The following is a 20,871-nucleotide window of genomic DNA, read 5'->3' as shown; positions in this document are numbered from 1 at the left end:
CTCACCTCAAACCGGACTGGGTTCAACTAACGTTTACCCAACCATGTGCTTGTGTTCATGTGACCTTGGCTTCTGTTGTTAAGAGCCGAATTTTGTGTGACAGGGCACTAGAACTTTAAAACGATATCGCCTTCATGGATGGGTGCGTCTACGTCATGAGTGATGACAAGTATGAGGTTATCTAAAGACTTTTCACGAACTAGCTCCCACACTATTTTTTGTGTTTCTCGACCAATACCGGTAGTTGGCTCATCGAGAATAATGAGCGATCCGGGCTGCCCCAGGAGCGTGCGGGCTAGACCTATTCGACGGGCTTCACCACCTGAAACCCTTGACTCTTCACCGGCAATGGTTTCTTGAGCCCGTTGACCGGTAGTCATGAAATCGTCTAGTTCCAGTAACTGTAGGCAAGAGTCAATGTTCTGGGTTTCCAGAGGACGGGAAGCCCGAATTGTCTCGTGGGCGGTTTGGAATGGCAGGTTAGTTTCTTGGGGCAGGTATCGAGTCTCTCTGAATTTTCTCATCGACATATGATCCGGAACCGGGTAGGGAGTGAACCCCAGCAGGGTTTCTATGTAGGTTGTTTTCCCTGAGCCACTGGAACCCAGGAGCCAGACCAGCCCCTTATCGGGTAGTTTACTGTCGATATTTTTGGGTGCCTTCTCTGGAACGGGCTGCTCTTCTGAGCTAGATGTGCTCATTTTTTGCTGTGCTTCTGCATCTTGAGCGTAGGATGTAGCAATTGCCGACAGGGAAAAACCTATATCTTGAATAACTTGAATTGAATAGAGTGATACACCGGTAAGAGAAATAAAGCCGGCCAGAAGTGTACCGTATTCACGCCCCTGCCCCAGGACCAGGTATACACCCAGCAGGGAAGCCATAATAATGAATAGCACACAGGCTTGGAATAGGTAGAGGTTTTTGGTTACACGGTAGGAGTGGACGCCACTTTCCTCTACCGGTTTACGGGACTGTGCATAAGATGCAGTGTTGCTGGCTTCCAGGGAGAAAGAGGCGGTTTCTTTCCAGTAGTTTACATAGTTGGTGAGAATACCAAAATTTTTCATATTCTCGCCAAAGAAAGCTCCCTGAGCCTGCTGGTGCTTATCTACAGGACGACGAGAGAGCGAGATAAAGAGAATCATACCTACGAGGTAAACCGCCGCCAACAGAGGCTCAGCAATGAGGGCAAGCGATATTCCGGCAGTTCCCATCACGCAGATAGCTGGCAGGACGGAGAAGATAACGGTTGAGCTAGTAGTGCGGAAGGCGGCCATCTGGCTGTCTACCGCAAAGGCTATTTCGTTATTATCCCTAGTGTGGCGGTTTTTCTTCACGCCGTAGGAACGGTAGAGACTTTGGGAGGCTAATTGTGTTTGAGCTTTCTGCTCAAGGTACCCATAGACCGGTAGGAGCAAGGCTTTAAGGGTCGCGCTGGTAAGCCAGAAGGCACTAAAAATTACCGCGAAGATAAATAGGGAACGGAATGTTTCATTGTCACTGTTGAGGTTTACTGCTTGGCCTGGCAAGAGGGTAGTAAGGGTCGCCAGAATAGAAGCGGCAAGACTCATGCACACCATGAGAGTCATGCGCAGAGGGGATGTTCTTCCCAGAAGAGAAAGACATTCAGTAACATATGTTAAGTATTTTTTCATCACTTTAACCTCTTTCTACCCGAAAGGAACTGGAGATTCGTTCACCCGGTGCAGACTCTTCAATATTCGGATGTAATGCGCTTCCGCCGGAATCATAAATTTCATTATACTTATTTTTTATATCTATAAATTTTTCATAACCGGGTTCCTTGGAAAAGTATAAAAAACATTTTGGCCAGGTCCTCTCATCAGCGAGTATCTTTCAAGAGCCTCACCTTGAGATGCTCCAAGTCTGCCTTCACCATATCCAATACCTGCAACATAATCACCAATTCTTGAAATATAGAGTTTATTATTTTGCAAACTTGAATATTTACTTTCCATCTCTACTCCTAAAAGATCACCTCAGTGTGAACAGCCATAACGGCCTCCTTAAATCATCAGTAAACTGGATGCATCAACATCAATGTTGATTTAAATCACACTACTATTTGAGTGGAATCATGTCTAGTATCCCTTGCACATGAAGCACATAAAATATTTCCTACTCTGACTAGTAAAAATATAACTGAATAAATATATTTTTCGTAATATTCAATATATATGGCAAATTTTAGTATATTATTAGCCGGCGATGCTTGTTGTGCTCAGTTTCTGACTCGCGTCATCAGGGTTCAACTAACGTTTACCCAACCATGTGCTTGTGTTCATGTGACCTTGGCTTCTGTTGTTAAGAGCCGAATTTTGTGTGACAGGGCACTAGAACTTTAAAACGATATCGCCTTCATGCATGGGTGCGTCTACGTCGATGAAACCGCCGCTGAATTATCAATGCTCTGCGGTTTTGACGATGACCTAGCAGCCCAGCTTGAGTTGATTCTGGCACAGCATAGTAAAGCAGAGCAGCAGATACTGGATTTGGTGGAAGCTCATCCTTTATCAGCAGTTATTCGTTCGATACCTGGGGTGGGCATGCGCACCAAAGCACTCTAGCGAGTGCTTTTCTTATCTGCTTTTGCTTCGTTGAAGGCTGATCAGGCTTCGCGTGCATATTACGATCTCAAGTGTGCAGAGGGTAAGCGGCATAACAGGTGCGTGATGGCGTTGGCTCGTCGACGGGTGAATGTTTTGTTTGCGATGTTGAGAGATGGTTGTTTTTATGAGTGTCATGCATCGGTTAGGGGTTGATGAAAACTATAGAAGCACCCTTGGGCGTAGACGAGAAAAGACTCAACTAAGGTGTGCATCTTGAAGTGCCGCTCGCCACAAGCTACAATGTTTTATATAAATGATGTAAATCATATATGAGCTGGTGTGAGTTTGTATAAACAATGCCACATATAGCCAGCTATATCTAACTCAGGGACAGCCCCAGCAATATCGGCTCATACATAATAACCGTGCCCCAGAAAAAGGATGACAATGAAGTCAAGAAAGTTCCACGCCTCTCTACCTGCTACGGTTCTTGCGACTGTACTCTTATTGCCCACCTCCACAGCAGCCTTTGCAAATACATCACTGTCCACTACTACGCCCCCTCTACAAACCACTCCTGCTGGTGAATACGGGTACGACTACAAATTTCAGATACTCCCGCACCATGGTTCAAAAGCCCCTCTCCGAGGCCATGAGATTTGGAAAATCATTATGGATGATTTTGAAAACGTATTTCCATTAGGCGGAATGGTAAACAACCCACAAGTTGGTCAAGAGCTTACACTAACCAGCCCTAATGGTGGGAGCCCTGTAAAAGTTCTAGAAGTAGGCGACCGACATCTCAAGCTTCTTTCCTTGCCAGGCCACTTTGAAGGAGCAGATAACACAATTATCTTCGCCATTAATGATGAAGGCTCAGAGCTACACGTCCAGGCAGATGGCCCCAAAGCTGCACAATTTCCAGAAAACTTAGTTCCTTACCCTCTATGGGGAAACTTTGCTAACAGGATTATTCAAAAGATTTACCCTAATGAACCCGGTGGGGTTATACCCAGCAATGAAGTGGTGAATGATTAAATGAAAGTTATCCTTACCATAACGCTATTTTTCCTGACCTTACTTTCAGTATTTCTTCCCTACCTCCTGCTCTTCCCCTTATGGGGAACTCCAGATTTATCACCCCAAGAAATTGGAATAATTCCTCTCTGGGGTCAGGCAACTGCTATCTTTCTCTTTTGGTCTCTCTACCTCATAAATATTCTTGAAAGAAAAAATTTTCCTGAAAAGAAAATGCATAATTGGGGGCTAGTGGGGCTTATCTGTTACGGGGCCTCAGCCCTACTTTTCGCACTCAGTGCAGGCGGAGTTCAAGCTTTCAACCCTCTGGTATGGGGTATAGTCATCGCCAGTCTCACAGGGCTAACGTGTCTATGTGCATTAAATCAGCAAGGAAGAAAAGTAAGAGGAAGCGGCATCTCTCACCAACGCTAATACCCTCCCCCAAAAAGAAAAAGAACAGCACGTCAGATATAAAAAATAAGAAAGGGCTATTTGGCAGAGATCCCCCCTATCTGCCCCAAGGTAGTGTTATCTAGGCCCTTCTCAAGACCGTGTTCTTTGAACATGGCGGTGAATTGCTGGTGGGGCCGTTGTCTAGTTGGTGGTTTTACCCCTTATGAATAAGCCTCATAGTTGATTCATTTTGATTTGCTCAGTTTCTGACTCGCGTCAGCAGGGTTCAACTAACGTTTACCCAACCATGCCCTGCTGTTCATGTGGCCTTGGCACTCTAAGAAGGAAGCCCGGGGAGCATTCTGCCCGCCGGTAGCCCACACCACCCAAGGGAAAGGACGCGCACGTGCGCAAAGTCTTCCAAGCCGAACTGCAACACGTCGGCGAAGAACTCATCCACATCGCCACTCTCGTACAAGAAGCCCTCGGCCGAGCCTCCGACGCCTTCTTGCAGGCCGATATTCAAGAAGCCGAAGAAGTCATTACCAACGATGCCCGCATCGACTTCATGCAAAACGAACTCGACGAACGCGCCATCGACATCCTCGCCCTGCAAGGCCCCGTTGCCTCCGACCTCCGCATGATCGTCGGTGCCCTCCGGATGAGCTCCTCCCTCGAACGCATGGGCGACCTTGCCCGCCACGTCGCCCAGGTGGCCCGTATGCGCTACCCCGAGCACGTCCTGCCCGAGTCCATCGTGCCCGTGTTCCGCGAAATCATCGAGCTAGACCAGAAAATCATCACCAGCGTGATTCATCTGTTGGAAACCCGCGAGCTGGCCCACACCCAGGACATCATCAAGCACAAGATGCGGATCAATGAGCTGCACGTTGAGGTCTTTAACCGCATGGCAGCTCCCGACTGGGGCCAGAACGCCCAAGTCACCGTGGACGTCACCCTAGCCTCCCGCTACCTGGAACGCTTTGGCGACCACGGCGTCTCGGTAGCCCGCAAGGTTACCTACCTGGTCACCGGCGACTGGAACGCTGTACCTAGCATCTAGGCTGGCAGGTACCATCTCCGTCAGAAAGTACCAGAAAATCAGAAAAACCCACCAACTAGGTGGGTTTTTCTGATTTAGGTGGTACCTACCGGGGAATTACTTCTTACCCTGGTTAGCAACAGCCTTGATAGCGTCCTTAGCTGCCTCGGGATCCAGGTACTCGCCGGGGCCAACAGGCTTGAAGTTTTCGTCCAGCTCGTAGTAGAGGGGGATACCGGTGGGGATGTTCAGGCCAGCGATATCCTCATCTGAAATGCCTTCGAGGTTCTTAACCAGGGCACGCAGGGAGTTACCGTGGGCAGCAACCAGAACGGTCTTGCCAGCCTTCAGGTCTTCCTTAATCTCTGACTCCCAGTAGGGCAGCATACGCTCGAGGACGTCCTTCAGGCACTCGGTGCGGGGAGCGTTCTCAATATCTGCGTAGCGGGGGTCATTCGCCTGGGAGAACTCGTCGTTATCATCGAGGACCGGCGGCGGAACGTCGTATGAACGACGCCAGGTCATGAACTGCTCTTCACCGTAGGTTTCCAGGGTCTGAGTCTTGTCCTTACCCTGCAGAGCACCGTAGTGGCGCTCGTTCAGGCGCCAGTTGCGCTTGACGGGGATCCAGTGACGGTCGGCGGCATCGAGAGCCAGGTTAGCGGTGTTGATTGCACGACGCTGCAAGGAGGTGTGGACGACATCGGGAAGGATGCCGCGTTCCTTCAAAAGCTCACCACCGCGAGTAGCTTCAGCGCGACCCTTCTCGGTCAGGGCAACATCTACCCAACCGGTGAAGAGGTTCTTTTCGTTCCATTCTGATTGCCCGTGACGGAGCAGTACCAATTTGTAAGTCATACTCCCATTATTCCACTCCAACCCCCCAAAGCAAAGATAAACCCACACATATTCACGCATTCCCCGGTCTTTACCAGGGTTTGAGCTGTGAATATGTGTGGGTTTTTCAGACCTTAACGCAACCGAAGCTTAGCGGCGACGGCGCACAGCAACTGCCGGGCGGACGTCCGCAAGGAAAACCCCCACCGCAGTTGCCGCAATCAGTTGTAAGAAAATAGAGCTGCTGCCCCAGGCAAGAGTCTGCAGGAGCATTAACACCGAAAAAGCGGCAGCAGCCCCGGTCACCCCCACCCAGAAACCCTTGGTGCGTTTGAAGGCACTCTGGTAGGCGTAGTTAGTAGCGCGCACAGCTTCAATCACAGCGAACACAGCAAGTCCAGCAACCAGGGCAGTCAGGCCCAGCTCAATGTAGTACCGAACCAGGCCGGCAAGCATTAGAGGAGACATCAGATATTTCTTCTATCGGTCTTTAGAGGAGTTCAAGGGCCGCTGCGAGGTCTGCATACAGGTCCTCAACGTTCTCAATACCCACCGACAGGCGCAGCAACGACTCGGGGATTGAGTGGGGCTCGGAACCGTGGCGGCGGCGGCGCTCAATCAGCGATTCTACGCCACCGAGGCTGGTTGCGGGCGTCCAAATCTTGAGGGCAGCCACAACGCGGTCGGTCTCTTCAGCGGTGGCGTCCAGGGTGATGGAGAGGATAGTGCCGTAGGTCTTCATCTGGGCGGTAGCGCGTTCGTAGCCGGCATCGGTGGGCAGGCCGGGGTAGCGCACAGCCTTGACGGCCGGGTGGGCTTCGAGGCGCTGGGCCAGCTCCAAGGCGTTGGCGGCAGCACGTTCCACACGGACGCCCATGGTGCGGACGCCGCGCAGGCCCAGCCAGGCTTCGAAGGGGCCAGCAATTGCACCGTTGGTGGTGCGGTGGGCGGCCATAGCCTCGCGCAGAACCGGGTTAGAGGTAGCGGTAATACCCAGCAGGACGTCGGAGTGGCCGGCAATTGCCTTGGTTGCTGAGTGGACGACGACGTCCGCCCCCAGAGCCAGAGGGTTCTGGCCGAGCGGGGTGGCAAAGGTGTTATCAACAGCTGAGACGATACCCAGGCGCTTGGCAGCGGCCAGGATAGCGGGCAGGTCGGCGACCTCCATCATGGGGTTGGTGGGAGATTCCATCCAGAGCAGGACCTTGGGGGCTGCGTAGTTGATGTTCTCGGGGGTGGTACCGGCAGCAGCTGCGGCCTTTTCCAGCTCAGCGATGACAGACTCGGTGTTCTCGATATCGAGACGGACCACGGTGGCAATACCGCGGGCTTCAAGACGCTTGGCCATGGAAACAGAGGCCATGTAGGTGTGCTCGGGCAGCAGAATGATAGAGCCAACGGGCACCAGATCCTGAACCGAAGCAACAGCAGCCATACCGGACGCAAAGACTAGGCCGGGCAGCTCTGCCCCTTCAAGGTCAGCAATGACTTCTTCCAGGCCGTCCCAGGACTGGTTGGAGAAACGGGCGTAGGTGTTGATATCTGAAGGGCCCATCTGACGGAAGGTGGAGGACATCATGATGGGCGGGTTGACGGGGGCGAGGTCCTCGTGGGCAGGACGGCCACCGGCCACCAGGCGGGTTTCAGGGGCAAGGTTCTGTTCAGTCATGCTTTCTACGATACGCGGTGGACGGGGAAAGCCGCTAGTACCAGTTCATGCAGGGACACAGAGGGGCAGGGCAGCCAGTTAGCGCTTCCTCCCCAGGACTCGCTGCCAGTAATCAGCGAGGAATGCAACAGCACCGACAAGAACAAGAGTCCCGATAACCTGGTGCAGTTGCGGGTCACTATTGACCAGCCAGGCCCAGGGCGCTATTCCTTCCCCTGGGCGACGGGCAAAAATTGTACTCACTATCAGAAAGGCAGAGGGAATTAAACTAACGTACAAGCCTATACACCGATAGAGCACTGAGATGATTCCGACTAGTCCCAGTAGTTTCATCAGCACAGGCCAGACGCTAGGATCCCCTAGGTAAACTACTCCACAGCTAAGGCCTGAGAAAAGGCCTAGCCCAGCTGCTAGGAGATAGGAGTATGCGCTGACGCTACGCGGCGCCGCCCTCTCCCACAACTGAGTGCCGGGATAGGCTGCAACTGCAATTGCGGTAACGGAGCATGTCATGAGTACAGCGTCGACAGGTACAGACCGTGCCAAAGTGGGGATGAAATCCGGTAAAGGAAGGCGAATAAGGGTTCCTTTCCACAAGGCCAGCAAACCCGAACACAGCAGAAGTACCGGGATGACCTTCGTAAGTAAACGGGATCTGAGAAAATACCTCACCTATACTCCTGGGGGCAGAGAGCAACTACTCAGAGTTATATAGAGCTCCCGGATAGCCTGTTCTTGTGCGAAGTCCACATCTACTGGGCCTATTAGATAGCCAGTGAGTTGAGTCTTAAGTTGATCGATAGAGGCGCTAAAGGCGTTGAAATCTTGCAGATCATCTTGGGTCAGCAAGACCTCTAAGCACTGCTCTAGCGGGGCAGCATATATCGAAGCCACCATACGGTGGGCCTCTTCTTCTGTCATCGTTGGAGGGTAAGCGATATAGGCGGTTCCCTCATGCAGGGCAGGAAGATTTTCGCCTCTGTAAATCAGGGCCTTCTGCACAGGGGGCAACCCTATGCTCTGCATTTTCTTAAAATCAAACGATATTTGCTCGCGCAAGTCATTCCGTGCCAAAGACACTTCTCCCACGCAAACCTGCGGTGCGTTGCCTGCACATTTGAGGTCCTCGTCAGCAAGATAGTAAGTTGCAACCGGGCCCAACTGACCTGCCATAAGGTACCCCGCGCTGCCACCCAGGATGAGGCACGAGACTGCAACCCCGGCTTTAATCACCTTATGTCCGCCCCGCCATACAGCCAGGGCAAGAAGCCCGCACCCCACCGTCGCAGAAAAAATAAGAAGAGCCCCAGGGGCAGCAGGGTCGATATGTTCCACAGGCGAACAGCACATCACCATAGCGGGGCCAGCTAAATATCGAATAAAGGTGACCGGCAGCGTCCAGGTGAAGGCTAACCATACATAGCTCGTTAGGACGGCAAGGGGATAGGCAAGAACCGGACGCAGAAACCTACCCCACCAGTAGCCAAGAGCAGTATGAACCAGCAGGGCTGAACACTGGGCTACCAGAATCAGCACAAACCGTGAGTTAGGAAGCACCCCTGAGAGTGCCAGCAGCCCTAGTGCCCCACCTATCTGTGCTACTGCCCCGCTGAGAAAGGCAGGGACTAGCCATAACCCTAATATCTGCCAGCTCGGCCTTGCCGCTGCAGTATGTATGAGCCTGGTACGACTCATCTGCACCCCCACCCAGCAAGACGCGAGAGAGGCTAGGCCTGCCGAAAAGATCAAGAGAAGCGAAGCCTGCCCGGCGGCGGACTCCGCATGACCCACAAGGGTTGCTGAATTGCTATACACCAGGATGTAAAGAAGGTTCAGAACCAGGGCGGCAGGAAGTAGCTTGAGTGCTAAATGACGTGTAAATATGTCTAGAGGTACAGGCCGCATGATCTACTGCTCCATGAAGTAGTTAAATGCCGCCAGGGCTTGCTGTTGTGGTGAGCCGCTGAAAGGGGCGAGAAAGTCACAGGTGCGCCCAGAGAAGGTCAGATGCCCCCGGTTTAAGGCAAGAACATTCTGATAGATTTCATCGAGCTGGTAAAGATCATGCGTGGCCACGAGAACAACCCGCTCTTGCCCAGCAGTTTGAATTAATCGGTGGATAGCATCCTTATGTGCCGGGTCAAGACCCGCAGTAGGTTCGTCAAGAAGTAAAACTCTAGCGCCTGTTGCAAGAGCACCTGCGATAGCCAGTCGTTGCGTTTCACCGCCCGACAGTTCTGTGGCCTTACGGCCCGCTAGTTGCTGGAGGGAAGTAGCTTCAATTGCCTGCTGGGTCAAGCTGTTCGCCTTTGAACTTGGATTTGAAGCTAACCAACTAACATAGTGGATGTGCTGCTCTACAGTGAGCTCCGGAAGCGGTGTGTAGTGTTGGGGCACAAAGGCAATATATGAGCGGTACTGTTTGACCTGTTTGCGGCTATCGAGCTGTAGGGTTTCTGTGTGAAGACCTATTTTTCCCTCAGTGGGTTTGAGAACTGTTGCTAGCAGTGAAAAGAGGGTACTTTTTCCTGCCCCGTTATGGCCAAGCAGGGCTGTGACGCCAGGAGCCAGAGTGAAGGTGAGATCATCAAGCACCCGGCACCCTTGCCGTGTATACCTAAGATTTTCTACAAAGATCATAAATTATTTCAGTACGTCTGCTTAACATAAGAAACATCGAGATAATGCCTAATATTATATTTATCGTTCAATTTTAAAATAACATTCATAGACCTTGTCATCCTGACAAAATTATAGGTTCCACAGTTTTGATTAATCCCCCCAGATTCAAAGCCAGGAAAAAGTCCCATTTTATCCTAAAGCCCCATATCAACAGAACTAAGATTACTATAACGAAGGTTGCACCCCTGAAAATAAGTAGTCGAACTCTGCGCATCCAAGAAATTATCTTGCCAGGTCCGGGAGGCGAATTCAGGAAGGACGCCTGAAACATGAGATTCCCACTCACCTTCAGTAAAAGCAACCCCCACGAAGATAACCGAACTTAGAGTAGCTACAGAAACAGCCACACCGAATCTTCCCTTAAAAAGACATAACGAAAATCTTTCTGCTAATTATTATTAATTAGAGATCTACATCTCATAAAGAAATAATATATCGCCCCTAAAAGTAGCGTCAAGAGATTTCTACCAGGAAACTTATACCCCTAGACAGGATCGGCACCCCGTTCATGCCTGCCCCAGTAACACCATCTACAGAAACCTCTGCAATCAGGCACCCTAGACAGCAACCAGCCAAGGCCAGATACACAAGCTTGATAGGCTAGAACCCGTGACCCACGCACTGACATACTCCCCAGAAGCCGAGCACCCCGCGTCCGCCTCCCAGGCCCCCGCGTCTGCCCGCCCCTACCCCGGCACCTTTATCGTCTTTGAAGGCGGCGACGGCTCGGGCAAAACCACCCAAATCAAACTCCTCGCTGACGCCCTCACCGCCGACGGCCACAGCGTCCTCATCACCCGCGAACCCGGCGGCACCGACATCGGCGAGAAACTCCGTGCCCTGGTGCTCGACCACGGCAACGGCGAGATTGACCCCCACACTGAAGCCCTCATCTTCGCCGCCTCCCGCGCCGCCCACGCCCACCAAAAAATCCGGCCCGCTCTCGAGGCCGGGCACATCGTCCTCTGCGACCGCTACATCGACTCCTCCGCCGCCTACCAGGGCGCAGGCCGCGGCCTGGGCATAGACAACGTCGTCAATCTCAGCCGCTGGGCAACCTCCAACCTGCTGCCCGACACCACGATCCTGCTCGATGTCCCCCTGGCCGAAGGACGCGCCCGCACAGGCTCCCGTGGCCAAGCCGACCGTATGGAATCAGGCGACGACACCTTCTACCGCGCTATCCACACCACCTTCCGCACCCTGGCAGACCAGGCCCCCCACCGCTACACCGTCGTCGACGGGGCCCGCCCCATCGAGGTCGTCCACGCTGACGTGCTGGCAGCAGCCCTGAGGAACATCGCATGAGCGTCTTTGATACCCTCACCGGCCAGCTCGACGTGCGCGCCCAGCTCACCCGCTCCGCTGCCGAAGAAAAACCAACCCACGCCTGGCTCTTCACCGGCCCTCCCGGGGCAGGCCGCTCCGACGCTGCCCTAGCCTTCGCCGCCGCCCTGCTCTGCGACCAGCCCGACCCGGCCGCCCGGGGCTGCGGAACCTGCCGCTCCTGCACCACAGTGCTCAGTGGCTCCCACGCAGACTTCATGCACTTCGCCACCGAAAAAACCACCATCACCATCGACGAAGCCCGCGACTTCGTCGTCAAGGCCCAGGACCGCCCGGCCGTGGGGCGCTGGCGCGTCATCCTGGTCGAAGACGCCGACCGGATGCTCGAACGTACCTCCAACGTGCTGCTCAAGGCCATCGAAGAGCCCCCGCCCTACACCATCTGGCTGCTCACCGCCCCATCGCCCGCCGACGTCCTGGTTACCATTCGCTCCCGATGCCGCCCGGTCAAGCTACGCCTGCCCTCGGTGGCGGACGTCGCCGCCCGGCTTCTTGCCGACGCTCAGGCCCGCGGGGAGCACCTAGAACCCCAGCAGGCAGATTTCATCGCCCGCCTAGCCCAAGGCAACCTGGAGGTCGCCCACAAGCTAGCCACCGACGCAGAAGCCCGCAAACGCCGCAGCACCGTGGTGCAGATGCCCATTACCCTGCGCTCTATCGCCGCCGCCATGGAAGCGGCCGACGACCTCATCACCATCGCCGAGGCAGAAGCTGAAGCCGATGCTGAGGCCCGTAATGAGGCAGAACGCTCCGCCCTGCTCACCGCCCTGGGCTATGAGGACGGCGACAAGCTCTCCCCCACCCACCGTGCCCAGGTGCGCCAACTTGAAGAAGACCAAAAGCGCCGCGCCAAGCGTATTCAGACCGACACCCTCGACCGGTTTCTAGCCGACATTCAAACCGTCTTCCGCGATGTGCTGACAGTGCAGCTCTCTACGGGAGCAGAGATTATCAACGCCCACCTGGCCGACGATATCTACGCCTACGCAGAGCGCACCAGCCCCGACCGCACCCTAGCCCATCTGGACACGGTAGCCACCACCCGCCGCCGTATCCACACCAACGCCGGGGCCCGTCTGGCTTTTGAGGCCATGATGACCAGCTTTATCGCCTAGCCCCGCTGCCTTCCCCTGCCAGAAAGACCCCCCATGGCCCAGTCCGCTCCCCGTCCGCTTGCCCACCTAGGGCCCCTGCAGCAGCTACGCGCAGGAAAACTTGCCCTGCGCCTGCCCCTGCTTGTGGTGGGGCTGGTGGGATTCGGGGCCTCCTGTGCCCTGCTCATTAAGGCAGGTCTGGGTGCCCTGGGCTGGGACGTGCTCACCCTGGGCCTGATGGAAATCACCGGGCTCAGCTACGGGGTGCTGACCATTGCTACCTCTTTTGTGGTGCTGCTCTTTTGGTTGCCCCTCAAGGAAATGCCGGGCCTCGGCACCCTAGCTAACGCGGTTTTGGTGGGGCTCTCAGCTGATATAGCTATGGATCTGATTCCCGACCCCGCCGGGGTTCTCGCTCAGTGGGTCTATCTGGCGGTGGGCATTCTAGCCTTTTCCTTTTTTGATGCCCTCTACCTGGGGGCCCAGTTTGGTTCTGGCCCACGAGACGGGCTGATGACCGGACTGGTGAGGGTTACCGGGCGGCCCGTCTGGCTAGTGCGCACCGTGCTTGAGGTGACCGTGGTGGTAGCCGGTATCGCCATGGGCGGCCACTTCGGTGTGGGTACCCTGCTCATCGCTTTTACCGTGGGGCCCCTCATCGGCTGGTTCCTGCCCTATGTGACGGTGCCGCTCACCCCGCGTCCGCGCCCTTAAAGCCGAAAAGGTACCAGCTAAATGAGAAAAACCCACCTAGTTCGTGGGTTTTTCTCATTTAGCTGGTACCTACTGCGGAAGTTAGTTGCGGAAGCCGTGCACCGGGGAGGGGATACGCCCGCCACGGGCCACAAAAACCTCAGCCGACTCGGGGTGGGCAGGCATGACGGGGGCGCGGCCCAGCAGGCCACCAAACTCCACCATTTCGCCAATCTCTAGCCCAATCGCCGGAATGACGCGCACCGCGGTGGTCTTGTGGTTCATGACGCCGATCGCCGCTTCGTCGGCGATCATGGCTGAAATGGTCGCAGCGGAAGTATCGCCGGGAATGGCCACCATGTCCAGGCCCACGGAACAAATCGCGGTCATGGCTTCGAGCTTATCCAGGGTAATCTTGCCGGCAGCAGCGGCCTCAATCATGCCGATATCCTCAGAAATCGGGATGAAGGAGCCCGACAGGCCACCCACATGCGAGCAGGCCATGAGCCCACCCTTCTTCACCGCGTCATTGAGCAGGGCCAGGGCAGCGACAGTACCGTGGGTACCCACCGACTCCAGGCCCATCTCTTCCAGCACGTGGGCGACCGAGTCGCCCACCTCGGCGGTGGGAGCCAGGGAAAGATCGACGATGCCGAACTCCACGCCCAGGCGCTCAGCGGCCAGGGTGCCCACTAGCTGGCCCATGCGGGTAATCTTGAAGGCCGCCTTCTTAATGGCCTCAGCACAGTCATCGAAGGACGCCCCGCGCACCTTCTCCAGGGCCCGCTTGACCACGCCGGGGCCAGAGACGCCCACCGAAATGACGGTGTCGGCCTCCTGCACCCCGTGGAAGGCACCGGCCATGAAGGGGTTATCAGAGACAGCGTTGGCAAAGACCACCAGCTTAGAACAGCCAAAGCCGTGGGCCTCGGCAGAGCCCTCAGCTGTCTCGCGGATGACCTCACCCATGGTGCGCACGGCGGTCATATTGATACCGGCACGGGAGGAACCGATGTTCACCGAAGCACAAACCACGTCGGTTTCGTTGAGGGCACGCGGGATAGAGCGCATGAGCTTCTCATCGGCCGGGGTCGCCCCCTTATCCACCAGGGCGGTGAAGCCACCGATGAAGTTAACGCCCACGGCCTTGGCAGCGGCGTCCAGGGTCTTGGCGAACTCAACGTAATCCTCGTCGTTTGAGGCACCTGCCACCAGGGCAATCGGGGTCACCGAGATACGCTTATTGATGATAGGGATACCGAGCTCAGCTTCAATGCCCTCGGCTACCTCAACCAGGCGGGCTGCCCGGGAGGTAATTTTGTCGTAGATTTTCTGGCGGGCTACCGCGCCATCAGAATCGGCGCAGTCCAGCAGGGAAATGCCCATGGTGACCGTGCGGATATCGAGCTTATCTTCCTCGATCATCTGCAGGGTCTCAAGAATATGGCTGGAGCGATCAGTAAACAGCATGAATCTAGCTCCTAGAGGGTGTGCATGGCCTGGAAGATCGCGTCAGACTGAATACGAATCTGTACGCGCTGCTCTTCTTCCACCGGCTTCATGGCAGCCTGCAGGTCAGTAATCGACTGGGTTGAATCATCAAAGCTACCCTGCAAAATCATGGTGAAATAACCTGACATCAGGGTCTGGGAGACGTTTTCGATGTTGACCTTGCGTTCGGCGAGCTTGGTGGTGACGCCGGCGATAATGCCTTCGTGGTCAAGGCCGGTAACGGTCAGAATGATCTTCATGGAGTTCCTTGTGGGGGTAGGTATAACAAAAGGGCCCGCTAGGGGTGAGGGGCTTTGTCTCTACTTTACCCAGAACCTCCAGGTGAGATGCAAATCTCACCCCTTAGTTACCCTTGGGCAGCGACATAGAGGGTGCCGGGGCCTGACACAATCAGGTGGGTTGGCTCCCCCACATACATAACAGCTTCGGTGCCGGTCAGGTTGAAGGTCCGAGAATCATCGCTGATAACGGGGGTTCCCTCCACGCAGAGGGCAGTAGCCACACCGGCGACGGGGAGGGCAATCTCTTCTCCCTCACCCACGGTGGCGCGGGTGACGGTCAGCCCGTCGCACCACATGGAATAGGTCGCAAGGTAGGAGTCCTGAACCTGCGGCCCCTCAACAACCGGGGCCTTCTGCTCAGCTCCCAGAACCTTGATTAGTTCATCAACATCAACATGTTTAGAGGTCAAACCAGCCCGCAAAACATTGTCAGAGGGGTTCATTAGCTCAATAGCCGTACCCGAAATATAGGCGTGGACCTGGCCGTCAGGGGTGTAGGCAGACTGGCCGGGTTCCAAATACACCAGATTCATCACCAGGGCAACCAACAGGCCGCGGTCATTCGGATACTTCTGGGTCAGGGTGGTGACCAGCTCAGCAACACCTGCTGCCAGAGATTCACTCCCCTTAACCTTGCCGTTCTTGGCCTCCCACGCCAGCACAGATTTAACGGTCTGCTGCATAGCTGCCTCAGCCGCATCCTGGGGCATCTGCAAGACGGCAGACAGCAGGTCCTTCGGCGTCTTAGAGGCGTTGACCGCACCGGTCAGCCAGGCCAGCTTGAAGTGCTCAGCAATCGCCCGGAGCTCAGCAAATGGACGCACCCCGGTCAAAATCCGCATGGGAGACAGGGCAATCACGGTCTCAGGCTTAGAGTGGCGGTCCTTGTAACAGCGGGTCGGGGCGTCCAGGGCCAAACCCTGCGCTTCTTCAGCCGCAAAACCAGCTTCAGCCTGCTCGTCGGTGGGGTGAACCTGAATCGATAGGGGCGAATCAATAGCCAGCACCTTGAAGAGGAAAGGGAAAATATCCCCCTTCCAGCCGGCCGGCAAAAAGCGCTCTGGCTGCTCAGAAACCAGGGTATCCAGGGGGCAAGACTCTCCGTCAACACGGACAAATGAAGGTGCGGACGGATGGGCCCCCACCCACAGCTCTGCTTCCGGCTGTTCGGTGGGCGCAGGTACACCACGCATGGTCGCAAGAATCTCTCGCGAACCCCAGGCATAATTCTGAATCTGGTTTTCAAGGAGGAACAATTCACCCATACTCCCCATAGAAACACATTGCAGGGATACTTTTAAGCCAGGGCACCCCTAACCTCTGGTGTTTATTGCCATAAAACTCGCTTGCTCCCCAGGAATCAGGGCATGGAAGAGACTGAGGGCCACTAGAATTGGGGGTGTGAATACTATTGATTTAACTGCTTCTTTCAAGGCTTACGACGTTCGCGGCATTGTTGGTCAGACGATCACCGCTGATACCGTCCGCGCAACCGGCGCTGCCTTCGTCGACGTCCTGGGGCTTGCTGGCCAGAAGGTGCTGGTGGGTGCCGACATGCGCCCGTCCGGCCCCGAGTTCATGGCAGCTTTTGCTGAAGGCGCTACGGCCCGTGGCGCTGATGTAGTCAACATTGGTCTTATCTCTACCGATGAGCTTTACTTCGCCTGCGGTGTGGAGAACGCCGCCGGTGTCACCTTCACCGCCTCCCACAACCCTGCCGAGTACAACGGCATGAAGATGTCTAAGGCAGGTGCTGTCCCCCTCTCATCAGAGTCCGGCCTCTTTGAGATTCGTGACCTGGCCCAGAAGTATTTGAACGAGGGTGAGATTCCCGCTGTTGAGGCCCCCGGTTCTGTGTCTGAGAAGGACGTCCTGAAGGGCTACGCCGAGTACCTGCGTCACCTGGTTGATCTTTCGGGTATTCGTCCGCTGAAGGTTGTTGTGGACGCCGGTAACGGCATGGGCGGTATGACCACCCCCGCTGTGCTCGGCAACGTCCTCCTGCCCGGCCTGCCCCTGGAGATCGTCCCCCTCTACTTCGAGCTGGACGGCACCTTCCCCAACCACCCGGCTAACCCCCTGGAGCCTGCCAACCTGGTTGACCTGCAGAAGGCCGTTGTTGAGCACGGTGCTGATATCGGCCTGGCCTTTGACGGCGACGCCGACCGCTGCTTCGTGATTGATGAGAAGGGCGAGCCCGTTACCCCGTCCGCTATCACCGCCCTGGTAGCTGAGCGCGAGATTGCCCGCGCCAAGGCTGAGGGCAACGACGAGCCCGTCATCATCTACAACCTGATTACCTCTAAGGCTGTGCCTGAGCTGGTTGAGAAGCTGGGTGGCCGCGCTATTAAGACCCGCGTGGGCCACTCCTTCATCAAGGCTGTGATGGCTGAAGAGTCCGGTGTTTTCGGTGGCGAGCATTCCGCCCACTACTACTTCAAGGACTTCTTTAACGCCGACACCGGTATGCTGGCTGCTATGCATGTGCTAGCTGCCCTGGGTGGCTCTGACCAGCCCCTTTCTGAACTGGCTGCCGCCTACTCCCCCTATGTGCCTTCTGGCGAAATCAACTCTGAGCTGGAAGACAAGGCCGGGGCGATTGCCCGCGTTGCCGACTTCTACGGTGATTCGGTGGAGAAGAACGACATGGACGGCACCACCTTCGAGTCTAAGACCGAAGGCTGGTGGGCCAACCTTCGCCCCTCTAACACTGAGCCCTTCCTGCGCCTGAACCTTGAGGCCCCCGATCAGGCCACCATGGAGCGCGTGCGCGATCAGATTCTTAAGATCGTTCGCGAGGGCTAAGCCTTACCCCCTACTTTGTACCAGCTCCTGCCCACTTTTCAGGCTTAAAGTGAGCACGGCACGGTACACATAAGGTAGATACCAGGACGCCCGCCCCAGCTTCCTTGCCGTATGGCAGGAAAGCGGGGCGGGCGTCCTTTTCTATCTGTCCTTAGGTCAGCTTAGGAGGCGCGGGCCTGGTCGTGGAGCATCCACTGGTCAGGGCCGAAGATCTCGTACTGGATCTGAGTGCCGGGCACGCCAGCCTCAATTAGCTGGGAGCGGACGCCCTGCATGAAGCCCAGGGGGCCGCACAGGTAGGCAGAAGCGTTAGCGGGCACCTTGAGCTCAGCCACGTTGACGCGGCCCTCGAAGTCGCCCTCGCCGTCCGCCTCGATAAAGGAGACCAGGCGGCCGTTCTCGAGCATGTCAACGTACTGGATCATCTCATCACGCAGGGGCCAGGTGGTGAAGGAGCGGTCGGCATGTACCACAACGACCTCGCGCTGGGAGCCGGTTGCAGCCAGCTCGGAGAGGAAAGCGATCATGGGGGTCACGCCGATACCGGCGGAGAAGAGGTAGAGGGGCTGGGACTCGTCGTCGCCGAAGCCACCCAGGGTAACGTCCCCGTAGGGGTTAGAGATCTCGACGATAGCGCCAACTTCCAGCTGGTGCAGGATGGGGGTCATTTCACCGGCGGTGTCGAGCTTGATAGCCACACGGCGCTGGTTCTTCTCGGCAGGTAGCAGGGTGAACTGGCGGGCCTGACGCAGACCGTCCTTAGCCTTGGTGACGATGGAGACGTACTGGCCGGCAATAGCGTCGGTCATGGCAACAGCATTGGCAGGCTCAAAGGTCAGGTCAAGGACGTTCTCGCCGGTTTCCTTGCGCTCTACCAGGCGGAAGGGGGCGAACATGACGTCGTTGGCCTGGGAGGCGTAGAGGCCCTTTTCGAGCTTGATGAGGGCATCTGCCATGAGCCAGTAGACCTCGGTCCAGGCTTCTGCGATGTCGGGGGTCAGAATGTCGCCCAGGTTAGCGGCAATCGCCTCGAAGAGGTACTTGTAGACGGTGGGGTACTCTTCTTCGCGCAGGCCCAGGGAGGCGTGCTTGTGGGCGACGCGGGAGAGCACCTCGTCGGGGTACTTATCGGGGTTAGCCAGGATGTAGGAGGCAAAGACCGCGATGGAACCGGCCAGGGCCTTGGGCTGGGTGCCTTCGAGCTGGGAGGAGCGGGAGAACATGCCGTCCAGCAGGTCGGGGCGGGCAGCGAACATGCGCTGGTAGAAGTCGGGGGTGATGTCGTTGATACGCTCGGCGATCACGGGCAGGGTTGCCTCAATGACGGGGCGGGACTTTTCAGAGAGCATTTTCTTCCTTAGGGTGTGTGGGGTGGGCCTAACCCCCTGCAGCTGGGCTGGGGCTTAGTGACAGACTGTTGCTCAATCAATCTAAATCTAGCATATAAAATACTAATTATTTTTGAAGAAAAACCCCACGCGCTATCTCAACGCGCAGGGTAGAAAAAAGCGGGGAACCCTCGTCCTTACCGCTTATCCAGCGCAGAGTCCCCCAAGGGCCCCAAACCCAGCTGCAGCATCACCGGGCCCATCTGCCCTTCATGCGGCAAATCAGAAATCACCACCGGATCCAAGACCTTAAAAAACTGCTCCCGCGCCTTCGCCAAAACCCCCTTCAAGGAACAGGCATGGTCCATAGGGCACTGCCCATCACCGGCAAAACAGGCAACCAGCCCGTCCTGCCCTTCACTCAACCGCAGCACCTGGCCCACCGTTGCCACCCGGCCAGCCTCAGAGAGGCGCACACCGCCGGTACGGCCGCGACTGGACTCCACAAAACCATGACTCGACAAAAAAGAAACCGCCTTAGCCACATGGTTATAAGGAACCCCCACGCCCTCAGCAATCTTTTGGGACGATAAAAGGACATCCTCAGTACCCGCCAACAGCATCAACACCCGCAGGGACACATCAGAAAAAGCAGTCAGACGCACCGAACATCTCCTCACCACAGCACAATATAACCCCACCAGGTCTTTTAACCCGGAGTAGGCTATCGAAATATAACAGCAACCAAACCACTGCACCAGAGATATAACTACTCTTCACTACAATCTTCTGGCAGAAACATTAAGACTCAAAATCGACCAGCCCACCCCTGCCCGAAACACTCAAGACCGCCCACGTCACCCCTCATTCACGCTCCAGAATGAAATACGGCTCACACGGCACACCAAGAAGTCTATTCTTAGCAGTTGGGGGTTTGTGGGAGTAGTATTGATAAAGTAAACACTCGCGGGCGCACACCCCATGCCGCAGCACAAAGCTCCGGCAGAAGGTCAGGCTAACCGCACCCACCGCTCCAGCCCGCGGCACACCCCGGAACGGGCTCGGATCCAGACATAAGGAATTATCTTGTCACAGCTTGATACCTCCATCCAGGAACTCCTCTCCATCGAAGGCGCAACCGGTGCAGCACTCGTTGACATCTCCTCCGGCATGGCACTGGCTTCCGGTGGCTCACCCGGCTTCGACCTGACCGTTGCTGCAGCTGGTAACTCCAACGTAGTACGTGCCAAGCTCAAGACCATGAACGACCTCGGCCTCAACGGCAACATCGAGGACATCATGATCACCCTCTCCTCCCAGTACCACCTGATCAACGTTCTGAACGCTTCAGAAACCTCAGGTCTCTTCGTCTACCTGGTACTGGACCGCAACACCGCTAACCTGGCTCTGGCCCGCCACAAGCTGAACGCAATCTCAGCTCGTATCTCCCTGTAAGTCCTACACGGTAGATAAGGCTTTAGCACTCAAGGGGGCCCGGTCGGTTATTCCGACCGGGCCCCCTTGACTTTTACCCGGCCCCACAAGACCGGGGCACCGGCCAGCGCCAACCGGGCAGATTAGAGAGAAAGCCCCCG

The 20,871-nt window shown here is 55.8% G+C and carries 21 protein-coding genes; 8 read left to right on the top strand and 13 right to left on the bottom strand.

What is annotated here, in order from left to right; translation table 11 throughout:
• Nucleotides 1-107: 107 nt before the first annotated feature.
• Both ACMXX3_RS10695 and ACMXX3_RS10690 read right to left on the bottom strand, forming a co-directional pair.
• Nucleotides 108-1,658 (bottom strand): ATP-binding cassette domain-containing protein, encoded by a 1,551-nt coding sequence (locus ACMXX3_RS10695; RefSeq protein WP_421084703.1) that lies wholly within the window; start codon nt 1,656-1,658, stop codon nt 108-110.
• 123 nt (nt 1,659-1,781) lie between these two features.
• Nucleotides 1,782-1,982 (bottom strand): hypothetical protein, encoded by a 201-nt coding sequence (locus ACMXX3_RS10690; RefSeq protein WP_421084693.1) that lies wholly within the window; start codon nt 1,980-1,982, stop codon nt 1,782-1,784.
• Between the two features lie 1,038 nt (nt 1,983-3,020).
• Here ACMXX3_RS10690 and ACMXX3_RS10685 point away from each other — a divergent pair.
• From ACMXX3_RS10685 to phoU, 3 genes are all read left to right on the top strand, one after another.
• Nucleotides 3,021-3,611, top strand: coding sequence for a hypothetical protein (locus tag ACMXX3_RS10685; protein WP_421084692.1), 591 nt, complete (start codon nt 3,021-3,023; stop codon nt 3,609-3,611).
• Complete coding sequence (locus ACMXX3_RS10680; protein WP_421084691.1) at nt 3,612-4,025, top strand: hypothetical protein; 414 nt, start codon at nt 3,612-3,614, stop codon at nt 4,023-4,025.
• A 367-nt stretch (nt 4,026-4,392) separates the two neighbouring features.
• Nucleotides 4,393-5,049 (top strand): phosphate signaling complex protein PhoU, encoded by a 657-nt coding sequence (gene phoU / locus ACMXX3_RS10675; protein ID WP_421084690.1) that lies wholly within the window; start codon nt 4,393-4,395, stop codon nt 5,047-5,049.
• Between the two features lie 96 nt (nt 5,050-5,145).
• Here the strand turns inward: phoU and ACMXX3_RS10670 are convergent, their stop codons facing one another.
• From ACMXX3_RS10670 to ACMXX3_RS10645, 6 genes are all read right to left on the bottom strand, one after another.
• Nucleotides 5,146-5,886 (bottom strand): phosphoglyceromutase, encoded by a 741-nt coding sequence (locus ACMXX3_RS10670; protein WP_421084689.1) that lies wholly within the window; start codon nt 5,884-5,886, stop codon nt 5,146-5,148.
• 129 nt (nt 5,887-6,015) lie between these two features.
• Nucleotides 6,016-6,333 carry a DUF2516 family protein gene (locus ACMXX3_RS10665; RefSeq protein ID WP_421084688.1) on the bottom strand — a complete coding sequence of 106 codons (318 nt, stop codon included), beginning with the start codon at nt 6,331-6,333 and terminating at the stop codon, nt 6,016-6,018.
• Between the two features lie 22 nt (nt 6,334-6,355).
• Nucleotides 6,356-7,534: a trans-sulfuration enzyme family protein gene (locus ACMXX3_RS10660; protein WP_421084687.1), complete on the bottom strand. Its 1,179-nt coding sequence runs from the start codon at nt 7,532-7,534 to the stop codon at nt 6,356-6,358.
• A gap of 672 nt (nt 7,535-8,206) precedes the next feature.
• Nucleotides 8,207-9,070: a hypothetical protein gene (locus tag ACMXX3_RS10655; protein WP_421084686.1), complete on the bottom strand. Its 864-nt coding sequence runs from the start codon at nt 9,068-9,070 to the stop codon at nt 8,207-8,209.
• 372 nt (nt 9,071-9,442) lie between these two features.
• Complete coding sequence (locus tag ACMXX3_RS10650; RefSeq protein ID WP_421084685.1) at nt 9,443-10,129, bottom strand: ABC transporter ATP-binding protein; 687 nt, start codon at nt 10,127-10,129, stop codon at nt 9,443-9,445.
• A gap of 221 nt (nt 10,130-10,350) precedes the next feature.
• The gene (locus ACMXX3_RS10645) at nt 10,351-10,563 is read right to left on the bottom strand and encodes a hypothetical protein (protein ID WP_421084684.1); all 213 of its coding nucleotides are present in this window, start codon (nt 10,561-10,563) and stop codon (nt 10,351-10,353) included.
• A gap of 262 nt (nt 10,564-10,825) precedes the next feature.
• Here ACMXX3_RS10645 and tmk point away from each other — a divergent pair, with 262 nt between their 5' ends.
• From tmk to ACMXX3_RS10630, 3 genes are read left to right on the top strand one after another with little or no spacing between them, the layout of a single operon-like run.
• Nucleotides 10,826-11,524, top strand: a complete 699-nt coding sequence (gene tmk, locus ACMXX3_RS10640; protein ID WP_421084683.1) for a dTMP kinase — start codon at nt 10,826-10,828, stop codon at nt 11,522-11,524.
• On the top strand, nt 11,521-12,678 hold the full coding sequence (locus tag ACMXX3_RS10635) for a DNA polymerase III subunit delta' (protein WP_421084682.1): 1,158 nt from the start codon (nt 11,521-11,523) through the stop codon (nt 12,676-12,678). The genes tmk and ACMXX3_RS10635 overlap by 4 nt, the downstream gene beginning before the upstream one ends.
• Before the next feature lie 33 nt (nt 12,679-12,711).
• Nucleotides 12,712-13,371, top strand: coding sequence for a YczE/YyaS/YitT family protein (locus ACMXX3_RS10630; RefSeq protein ID WP_421084681.1), 660 nt, complete (start codon nt 12,712-12,714; stop codon nt 13,369-13,371).
• A gap of 81 nt (nt 13,372-13,452) precedes the next feature.
• Here the strand turns inward: ACMXX3_RS10630 and ACMXX3_RS10625 are convergent, their stop codons facing one another.
• The 3 genes from ACMXX3_RS10625 to manA all read right to left on the bottom strand — a co-directional run bounded on the left by ACMXX3_RS10625 (nt 13,453) and on the right by manA (nt 16,408).
• A complete protein-coding gene (locus ACMXX3_RS10625) occupies nt 13,453-14,820 on the bottom strand; it encodes a PFL family protein (RefSeq protein ID WP_421084680.1) in 1,368 nt (455 codons plus the stop codon).
• An 11-nt stretch (nt 14,821-14,831) separates the two neighbouring features.
• Entirely contained in the window at nt 14,832-15,101 is a 270-nt protein-coding gene (locus ACMXX3_RS10620; protein WP_421084679.1) for an ACT domain-containing protein, read from the bottom strand.
• A 107-nt stretch (nt 15,102-15,208) separates the two neighbouring features.
• On the bottom strand, nt 15,209-16,408 hold the full coding sequence (gene manA / locus ACMXX3_RS10615; RefSeq protein ID WP_421084678.1) for a mannose-6-phosphate isomerase, class I: 1,200 nt from the start codon (nt 16,406-16,408) through the stop codon (nt 15,209-15,211).
• A 136-nt stretch (nt 16,409-16,544) separates the two neighbouring features.
• On the opposite strand from manA, the gene ACMXX3_RS10610 reads away from it, so the two are divergent.
• Nucleotides 16,545-17,948, top strand: coding sequence for a phosphomannomutase/phosphoglucomutase (locus tag ACMXX3_RS10610; RefSeq protein WP_421084677.1), 1,404 nt, complete (start codon nt 16,545-16,547; stop codon nt 17,946-17,948).
• 161 nt (nt 17,949-18,109) lie between these two features.
• Here ACMXX3_RS10610 and ACMXX3_RS10605 read toward each other — a convergent pair whose 3' ends face one another.
• The gene (locus tag ACMXX3_RS10605) at nt 18,110-19,297 is read right to left on the bottom strand and encodes a globin domain-containing protein (RefSeq protein WP_421084676.1); all 1,188 of its coding nucleotides are present in this window, start codon (nt 19,295-19,297) and stop codon (nt 18,110-18,112) included.
• A gap of 176 nt (nt 19,298-19,473) precedes the next feature.
• Entirely contained in the window at nt 19,474-19,941 is a 468-nt protein-coding gene (locus ACMXX3_RS10600) for an RrF2 family transcriptional regulator (RefSeq protein WP_421084675.1), read from the bottom strand.
• Between the two features lie 421 nt (nt 19,942-20,362).
• Here ACMXX3_RS10600 and ACMXX3_RS10595 point away from each other — a divergent pair, with 421 nt between their 5' ends.
• A complete protein-coding gene (locus ACMXX3_RS10595) occupies nt 20,363-20,731 on the top strand; it encodes a hypothetical protein (protein WP_237188505.1) in 369 nt (122 codons plus the stop codon).
• The last annotated feature ends 140 nt before the right edge of the window (nt 20,732-20,871 follow it).

Origin of the sequence: Rothia nasimurium (genome assembly GCF_049068285.1) — a bacterium.
Classification (GTDB): Bacteria; Actinomycetota; Actinomycetes; order Actinomycetales; family Micrococcaceae; genus Rothia; species Rothia nasimurium_I.
The sequence above is the reverse complement of the archived record's forward strand: the minus strand, read 5'-3'. Positions and strand labels throughout refer to the sequence as shown.

Bases quoted from the DNA above. Each gene is read 5' to 3' on its own strand.
- ACMXX3_RS10695 (WP_421084703.1), bottom strand. From the start codon at position 1,658: ATGAAAAAATACTTAACATATGTTACTGAATGTCTTTCTCTTCTGGGA.
- ACMXX3_RS10690 (WP_421084693.1), bottom strand. From the start codon at position 1,982: ATGGAAAGTAAATATTCAAGTTTGCAAAATAATAAACTCTATATTTCA.
- ACMXX3_RS10685 (WP_421084692.1), top strand. From the start codon at position 3,021: ATGAAGTCAAGAAAGTTCCACGCCTCTCTACCTGCTACGGTTCTTGCG.
- ACMXX3_RS10680 (WP_421084691.1), top strand. From the start codon at position 3,612: ATGAAAGTTATCCTTACCATAACGCTATTTTTCCTGACCTTACTTTCA.
- ACMXX3_RS10670 (WP_421084689.1), bottom strand. From the start codon at position 5,886: ATGACTTACAAATTGGTACTGCTCCGTCACGGGCAATCAGAATGGAAC.
- ACMXX3_RS10665 (WP_421084688.1), bottom strand. From the start codon at position 6,333: ATGTCTCCTCTAATGCTTGCCGGCCTGGTTCGGTACTACATTGAGCTG.
- ACMXX3_RS10660 (WP_421084687.1), bottom strand. From the start codon at position 7,534: ATGACTGAACAGAACCTTGCCCCTGAAACCCGCCTGGTGGCCGGTGGC.
- ACMXX3_RS10635 (WP_421084682.1), top strand. From the start codon at position 11,521: ATGAGCGTCTTTGATACCCTCACCGGCCAGCTCGACGTGCGCGCCCAG.
- ACMXX3_RS10630 (WP_421084681.1), top strand. From the start codon at position 12,712: ATGGCCCAGTCCGCTCCCCGTCCGCTTGCCCACCTAGGGCCCCTGCAG.
- ACMXX3_RS10625 (WP_421084680.1), bottom strand. From the start codon at position 14,820: ATGCTGTTTACTGATCGCTCCAGCCATATTCTTGAGACCCTGCAGATG.
- ACMXX3_RS10620 (WP_421084679.1), bottom strand. From the start codon at position 15,101: ATGAAGATCATTCTGACCGTTACCGGCCTTGACCACGAAGGCATTATC.
- manA (WP_421084678.1), bottom strand. From the start codon at position 16,408: ATGGGTGAATTGTTCCTCCTTGAAAACCAGATTCAGAATTATGCCTGG.
- ACMXX3_RS10605 (WP_421084676.1), bottom strand. From the start codon at position 19,297: ATGCTCTCTGAAAAGTCCCGCCCCGTCATTGAGGCAACCCTGCCCGTG.